This window comes from Inquilinus sp. (assembly GCF_039594555.1).
Classification (GTDB): Bacteria; Pseudomonadota; Alphaproteobacteria; order DSM-16000; family Inquilinaceae; genus Inquilinus.
Map to the genome: position 1 here is coordinate 1 of NZ_JBCNNF010000367.1, position 6,840 is coordinate 6,840.

General features: G+C 70.1%; 8 protein-coding genes. 4 read left to right on the top strand and 4 right to left on the bottom strand.

Features of this window, described 5'->3' with window-relative positions; genetic code table 11:
* Together groL and ABDW35_RS28640 are read right to left on the bottom strand one after the other, a co-directional pair.
* Window positions 1-1,216 (bottom strand): chaperonin GroEL (gene groL / locus ABDW35_RS28635; protein ID WP_343717260.1); only part of this gene is annotated, 1,216 nt, incomplete at its 3' end.
* A 29-nt stretch (window positions 1,217-1,245) separates the two neighbouring features.
* On the bottom strand, window positions 1,246-1,563 hold the full coding sequence (locus tag ABDW35_RS28640) for a co-chaperone GroES (protein WP_343717261.1): 318 nt from the start codon (window positions 1,561-1,563) through the stop codon (window positions 1,246-1,248).
* 468 nt (window positions 1,564-2,031) lie between these two features.
* Between ABDW35_RS28640 and ABDW35_RS28645 the strand changes: the two genes are divergently transcribed.
* Together ABDW35_RS28645 and ABDW35_RS28650 are read left to right on the top strand one after the other, a co-directional pair.
* Window positions 2,032-2,613 carry a histidine phosphatase family protein gene (locus tag ABDW35_RS28645; RefSeq protein WP_343717262.1) on the top strand — a complete coding sequence of 194 codons (582 nt, stop codon included), beginning with the start codon at window positions 2,032-2,034 and terminating at the stop codon, window positions 2,611-2,613.
* Window positions 2,614-2,617: 4 nt separating this feature from the next.
* Window positions 2,618-3,496: an aminoglycoside phosphotransferase family protein gene (locus tag ABDW35_RS28650; protein WP_343717263.1), complete on the top strand. Its 879-nt coding sequence runs from the start codon at window positions 2,618-2,620 to the stop codon at window positions 3,494-3,496.
* Between the two features lie 9 nt (window positions 3,497-3,505).
* Here ABDW35_RS28650 and ABDW35_RS28655 read toward each other — a convergent pair whose 3' ends face one another.
* Window positions 3,506-3,856 (bottom strand): hypothetical protein, encoded by a 351-nt coding sequence (locus ABDW35_RS28655; protein WP_343717264.1) that lies wholly within the window; start codon window positions 3,854-3,856, stop codon window positions 3,506-3,508.
* Between the two features lie 110 nt (window positions 3,857-3,966).
* Entirely contained in the window at window positions 3,967-4,245 is a 279-nt protein-coding gene (locus ABDW35_RS28660; RefSeq protein ID WP_343717265.1) for a hypothetical protein, read from the bottom strand.
* Between the two features lie 277 nt (window positions 4,246-4,522).
* Between ABDW35_RS28660 and ABDW35_RS28665 the strand changes: the two genes are divergently transcribed.
* Window positions 4,523-6,250 (top strand): ABC transporter ATP-binding protein, encoded by a 1,728-nt coding sequence (locus tag ABDW35_RS28665; protein ID WP_343717266.1) that lies wholly within the window; start codon window positions 4,523-4,525, stop codon window positions 6,248-6,250.
* Window positions 6,247-6,840 (top strand): ABC transporter transmembrane domain-containing protein (locus ABDW35_RS28670; RefSeq protein WP_343717267.1); only part of this gene is annotated, 594 nt, incomplete at its 3' end. The genes ABDW35_RS28665 and ABDW35_RS28670, both read left to right, overlap by 4 nt.

Here is a 6,840-nt window from a genome sequence, read left to right on the forward strand (position 1 = left end):
CGTAGTCGGAGGTGGTTTCCTCGATCTGCGCCCGGATCTGGGCGATGCGGCCCTCGATCTCCTTCTTGCCGCCGACCCGGATCACCGCGACGCCGCCGGTCAGCTTGGCCAGCCGCTCCTGCAGCTTCTCGCGGTCGTAGTCGGAGGTGGTTTCCTCGATCTGCGCCCGGATCTGGGCGATGCGGCCCTCGATCTCCTTCTTGCCGCCGGCCCCGTCCACGATCGTGGTCTCCTCCTTGGCGATGCGCACGCGCTTGGCGGTGCCGAGATAGTCGAGGGTGACGTTCTCCAGCTTGATGCCGACATCCTCGGAGACGACCTGACCCCTGGTCAGGACGGCGATGTCCTCGAGGATCGCCTTGCGCCGGTCGCCGAAACCGGGCGCCTTGACCGCCGCAATCTTGAGGCCGCCGCGCAGCTTGTTGACCACCAGCGTGGCCAGCGCCTCGCCCTCGACATCCTCGGCGATGATCAGCAGCGGCCGGCCGCTCTGCACCACCGCCTCCAGCAGCGGCAGCAGCGGCTGCAGGGCCGTCAGCTTCTTCTCGTGGATCAGGATGTAGGGGTTGTCGAGCTCGGCGATCAGCTTCTCGGCATTGGTGATGAAGTAGGGCGAGAGATAGCCGCGGTCGAACTGCAGGCCCTCGACCACGTCCAGCTCGGTCTCCAGGCTCTTGGCCTCCTCGACCGTGATCACGCCCTCGTTGCCGACCTTCTTCACCGCCTGGGCGATGATGCGGCCGATCTCGCCTTCGCCATTGGCGGAGATGGTGCCGACCTGCGCGATCTCGTCATTGGTCGAGATCTTCTTGGCCCGGCCCTCCACCGCCTTGACCACGACCTCGACCGCCTTGTCGATGCCGCGCTTGAGGTCCAGCGGGTTCAGACCGGCGGCGACGGCCTTGGCGCCCTCCTTGACGATCGCCTGGGCCAGCACGGTCGCGGTGGTGGTGCCGTCGCCGGCAAGATCGTTGGTCTTGGACGCGACCTCGCGCACCAACTGGGCGCCGAGATTCTCGAACTTGTCCGAAAGCTCGATCTCCTTGGCCACGGTCACCCCGTCCTTGGTGATGCGCGGCGCGCCGAACGACTTGTCGATCACGACATTGCGGCCCTTGGGCCCGAGCGTGACCTTGACCGCGTTGGCCAGGATGTCGACGCCGCGCAGGATGCGGTCGCGGGCGTCGGCGCTGAACTTGACGTCTTTGGCTGCCATGATGGGGTTCCTTCAGCTCTGTCGCGGTCTCAGGCGGCCTTCTTCGAGGGGCGCTTGGCCGCCTCGAACACGCCGATGATGTCGGATTCCTTCAGCACCACGTAGTCGGTGCCCTCCAGCTTGATTTCGGTGCCCGACCATTTGCCGAACAGCACGCGGTCGCCGGCCTTCACGTCCGGCGGCTGCAGCTTGCCGGCCTCGTCGCGCAGGCCCGGGCCGACGGAGATCACCTCGCCCTCCTGCGGCTTCTCCTTGGCGGTGTCGGGGATGATGATCCCGCCCTTGGTCTTGTCGTCCTGGTCGATGCGGCGGATCAGGACACGGTCGTGCAGGGGGCGAAAGGACATGGGTGTGCTCCTCGGATCGGGGAAGGCGCGCAGACGCGGCGGCCCGCAGTCGGGCGGCGCCTCCGGTTCAGGCTGGAAATGAAGGGATGGTCGGCGGATCAGGTCGGGCGACAGCGGCCGCGACACCACCGGCGCCCGGAGGCGGGCGGGGTCAGCTCATGCGGGCTGGCGAAAGCGGTCATCAGGCGGATCCGGCCGACGGCAAGGTGCCGATGAAGATCGGCATGTAGATACCATAGAAAATATCATTTAACTCAGTCAATAAGATTTTAATACAAAATATAGTAGTTAATTAGTTTTATAGACGAGCTGCGAGGCCCGAGCCTAGGTGGGAGAGACGGGGATCGCATCCCGCGGGATCGGCGGCATTGCCCTGGGACGCTTGGCGCCCAGCGGGCATGCGGCTAGCCTTGCGCTCCCCCCGAGCGTTGCCCTCCGGCGCGCCGCGCATGACCGAAGGACAGGCCGATGAGCAGCCCGTATCCCGAACTCACCCTCGTCCGCCACGGGGAGACGGAGTGGAGCGCCACCGGCAAGCACACCGGCCGGTCCGACATCCCGCTGACAGCGACGGGGGCAGAGGCGGCGCGCCGGGTGGCCGACCGGCTGCAGGGCCTGTCGGTCACCGCCGTCTGGACGTCCCCGTCGCAGCGCGCCCGCACCACCTGCGAACTGGCCGGCTTCGGCGCGCGGGCCGTGGTCAAGGGCGACCTCGCCGAATGGGATTACGGCGCTTATGAGGGGCTGACCACGAAGCAGATCCTGGCTGACCGCCCCGGCTGGCAGCTGTTCCGCGACGGCTGCCCGCAGGGCGAGGTCGCAGCCGATGTCGGGGCGCGGGCGGACCGCATCATCCGCGAATTCCGCGAGGCCGGCGGGTCTGTGCTGGCCTTCTCCAGCTCGCATTTCCTGCGGGTGCTGGCGGCGCGCTGGCTCGGCCTGCCGCCCGAGGGCGGCGCGAACTTCGTCCTGGACACCGCCAGCATCAGCGTCCTCGGCTATGAACACGACCTGAGCGAGCCGGTGATCCGCCGCTGGAACCTGAAATAGCCTGATGGCCGCAGCCGACCTCGACGCCTGCCGCGCCGCGATCCTGCGCGCCTTCCCCGACCTGGCCGCGTCCCGCTTCCGCATCCTGGCGGAGAGCTGGGATTCGACGGCGGTCGAGGCGGAGGGCCGGCTGATCTTCAAGTTCCCGCGGCACGACGCGGCGGCGCAAAGGCTGCGCAAGGAGGCCGCGCTGCTAGTCCTGGTCCGGCCCGCGGTCTCGCTGCCGGTCCCCGACCTCGCGCTGGTGGAGGGGCCGCCCCTGTTCTCGCGGCACGCCAAGATCCCGGGCGAGCATCTGCTGGCGGAACACTATGCCGGGCTGCCCGACGACGCGCGCCGGCGGCTGGCTGAGGACCTGGCCCGCTTCCATGCCGGGCTGCACCGGCTCGATCCCGGCCGGATGGCCGCGGCCGGCGCCGGGCCGGTCGAGGCGTGGGGCGGGGCGGACCGGATCGGCGCCCGCGCGCTGCCGGCCTTGCCACCGGAGCTGCGCCCGGCGGCGGAGCGGCTGCTCGACGCCTATGGCCGGCTGCCGCCCGAGCCGCATGCGCCAGTCTACGGCTTCTTCGACGGCCATGGCTGGAACATGGCCTTCGACCATGCCGGACAGCGGCTGAACGGCATCTACGATTTCGCCGATTCCGGCGTCGGGCCGCTGCACCAGGAATTCGTCTATTCGGGCTTCGTCTCGGCCGACCTCACCGCCAGGCTGGCGGCGGCCTATGAGGCGCTGACCGGCGTCGCGCTGGACCGCCGGCGGGTCGCCATCCTCACCGGTACGCACCGGCTGTGGGAGCTGGCCGAGCTCGCGGACGACCCCGAGCATATGCCGATGATGGTGCGCAGCTTCGCCGACTGGGTGGCGACGGGGGGCCGGATCTAGCAGAAGCCGTCAGGCCGTGGCCCGGCTGGGCTCGCCGGCGCGGTCGGCACGCGCCGCCGCGGGCGGCAGCGCTCCATACTGGCCGATCAGCAGCGCCGCCTGGGCGCGCACCGCATCGCTCAGCTGCGCCGCGCCCTGGTCCATCTCCTCGGTGGCCCGGAACAGCAGGCGCTCGATCGTGTCGAGATGCTTCGTCCGCAGCGTGCCGGCGGCATGCGCCTCCTGCTGCCGAGGGTCGAGAAGCCGGTCGTACAGGGCATCGAGATGCTCGACCAGCGCACTCGCGACGGTGATCGATGCTTCGTCATCGGCAGTCGAGGTCAGGCGGATCGGTGGAACGATACGCGTCGGCCGATCCATCGTGCGACCTCCCGAGAAATCAACGGTCCACGATCCCTCGGATCCCACCGTTTGGCAACCCGGAAGCTCATCATCAAAAGCTAATTTATCTTACGGATTTTTCAGGGATTTTAGTGGTCGTCGAGATATCGCGCATGGAAGGCGGAGAGGTCGCGACGGAAGCTGTCGAGACTGTAGTCCCCCGCATCTGCGGGAGGCGCCTGATCCCTCAGGATCGCATGCAGAATGCATTCCTGGCTGCGCGCCAGGCTGCCATGCCGCGCCGCGGCCAGCGCCTGGCTGATCCAGGCCGTCTCATCCGGGCTGGGCGGGAATCCGTCCTCCCAGTTCTGGCCCTGGATGCGGAACCAGAAGTGCAGGGTCTGGGCGAGGCTCTGGCCTTCGGTCATCATTCGGTCTGCCGTCAGCATGATGACCAATCAAGACGCGGGCCGGCGATTTGTTCCGGTTCCTCGCAACAACCTGCCCATGCAGCAAGACACAGCGATGCCGGGGGCACGGTCCGGTTCACCCTTTGGGATCAAGCACGAAAGAAAATATTCTTATTTATAAATGCAATCCATTCTCATTTGCATTTCTCGATTGACTCAGTGACCGTCGGTCAGTCATCAATAATCCGCCGACGGTGCGGGAGCGGCTTCATCGGATCGCGGAGGTATGGCCGTCATGATGATCAACCGGACGATGCTGGCCCTGGCCGGGCCGGTCGGGGGCGAGGTGGCGCTGGGGGCCGGGCTGGGGCTGGCCGTCACCGCGGCCAATCTCGGCCAGGGCGTGCTGCTGGCGCTGGTCGCCGGCGGGCTGCTGCGGGGTCAGGGACTGGCGCCGGTGCTGCCCTGGATCGGGCTGCTGGCGGGCCTCGTGCTGCTGCGGGCCGGGCTGGTCTGGCTGGCCGAGCTGGCGGCCCAGCGCGCCGCGCAGCGGACCAAGCTGGCGCTGCGCCGCCGCCTGTTCGAGCGGCTGCTGCAACTCGGCCCCGGCTTCGCCACCGAGCGGCGGACAGGCGAGATCCAGGCGACGCTGGTCGGCGGGGTCGAGGCGGTCGAGGCCTATGTCGCGCGCTACCTGCCTTCGGTGATCGTCGCGGTGCTTGGCCCGCTCGCGGTGCTGGCCTGCCTGGCGGTGCTGGACCCAACCTCGGCCGCGATCCTGGCGGTGTTCGTGGTGCTGGCGCCGCTCGCCAACTCGCTGTGGCTGGCCTGGCGCATGCCGCGCTCCACGGGGATCTTCGCCGCGATGGCCGTGTTCGGGGCCTTCCTGCTGGACAGCATCCAGGGGCTGGTGACGCTGAAGGCGTTCAACGCCGTCGGCCGGCGGCGGCAGGAGCTGTCGCAGCACGCCGCCCGGCTGCGCCGGGAATCGATGCGCGAGCTCAGCGTCACGCTGATGCGCGACGGGGTGACGACCCTCTGCTCGCTCGGCGGCGTCGCCGCGGTGCTGGCCTGGGGCGCCTGGCGCGTCTCGGCGAGGGAGCTGGCGCCGATGGCGCTGCTGGCGGCGCTGTTCCTGGCGCGCGAGGCGTTCCGGCCGATCGAGCGCATGGACCAGGCGCTGCACGCCGCCTGGGCCGGCGTCGGGGCGGGGAAGGAGATCGCAGCGCTGCTGGCGGCGCAACCGGCGGTGATCGACGCGCCGCGCCTGCCGACCCCGGCGCCGCTGGCCGCCAGCCTCGCCTTCGACCGCGTCGGCTTCGCCTATGACGGGGCGGAGGAGCCGACGCTGGACGAGGTGTCGCTGCGGGTGGAGGAGGGCGAGATGGTGGCGCTGGTCGGCCCGTCCGGCGCGGGCAAGTCGACCATCGTCGCCCTGCTGCTGCGCTTCTTCGACCCGGCGCGCGGCGGCATCCGGGTCGGCGGGATCGACATCCGCGACCTGCCGCTGGCCGCGCTGCGCGAGAAGATCGCCGTGGTGTCGCAGGACACCCACCTGTTCCCCGGCACGGTCGCCGACAACCTGCGCATCGCCCGGCCGGAGGCGGGGCTTGACGAGCTGGTCGACGCCGCCCGCGCCGCCAACGCCCATGACTTCATCCAATCCCTGCCCGAGGGCTACGACACCGAGGTGGGCGAGCGCGGCGCGCTGCTGTCCGGCGGCCAGCGCCAGCGCATCGCCATCGCCCGGGCGCTGCTGAAGAACGCGCCGATCCTGGTGCTGGACGAGGCGACGTCCAGCGTCGACGCCGCCAGCGAGCAGGCGATCCAGGACGCGCTGGAGCGGCTGTTCCGCAACCGCACCACCCTCGTCATCGCCCACCGCCTGTCCACCATTCGCAAGGCCGACCGCATCCTGGTGCTGGGCGGCGGCAGGGTGGTGGAGGAGGGGCGGCACGAGGCGCTGCTGGCGGATGGCCGTCGCTACGCCCGCCTTGCCCAGGCCCAGGGAGCCGTCGCATGACCGCCATTGATCTCTCCGCCCCACGCCATCGCCTGCGCGACCTGCTGCCGGTCGCCGCCCGCCGGCCTGCCGGGCTGGCCCTGACCGCGCTGTGCGGAACGCTGGCCCAGCTGGGCATGCTGGCAACGCTGGCCACCGGCGCTTGGCTGGTCGGCGGTGCCATCACCGGCACCGCCGGGCCGATGCTGGGCCCGGCCGCCTGGGGCCTCGCCGCCGGGGTGGTGGTCACGGCGCTGGCGCGCTGGGGCCAATCGTATTTCGGCCACGACCTGGCCTTCGCGCTGATCGAGCAGCTGCAGCTCGGCCTGTTCGACGGGCTGGAGCGGGCGGCGCCCGGCTATGTCCTGGGCCGCCGCACCGGCGACCTGGCCGGCACCGCCACCGGCGACGCCGAGATGCTGGAGAGCTTCTTCGCCCATCTGCTCGGCGACTATGTCGGCGCCGCGCTGGTGCCGCTGGCGGCGCTGGCCGGGCTGGCGCTGATCCACCCGCTGCTGGCGCTGGTGCTGGCGCCGTTCCTGCCGCTGGTGGCGTCGATCCCGTTCTGGCTGGCGCGCCGGGCCGGGCAGCAGGGCGAGGCGCTGCGGGCC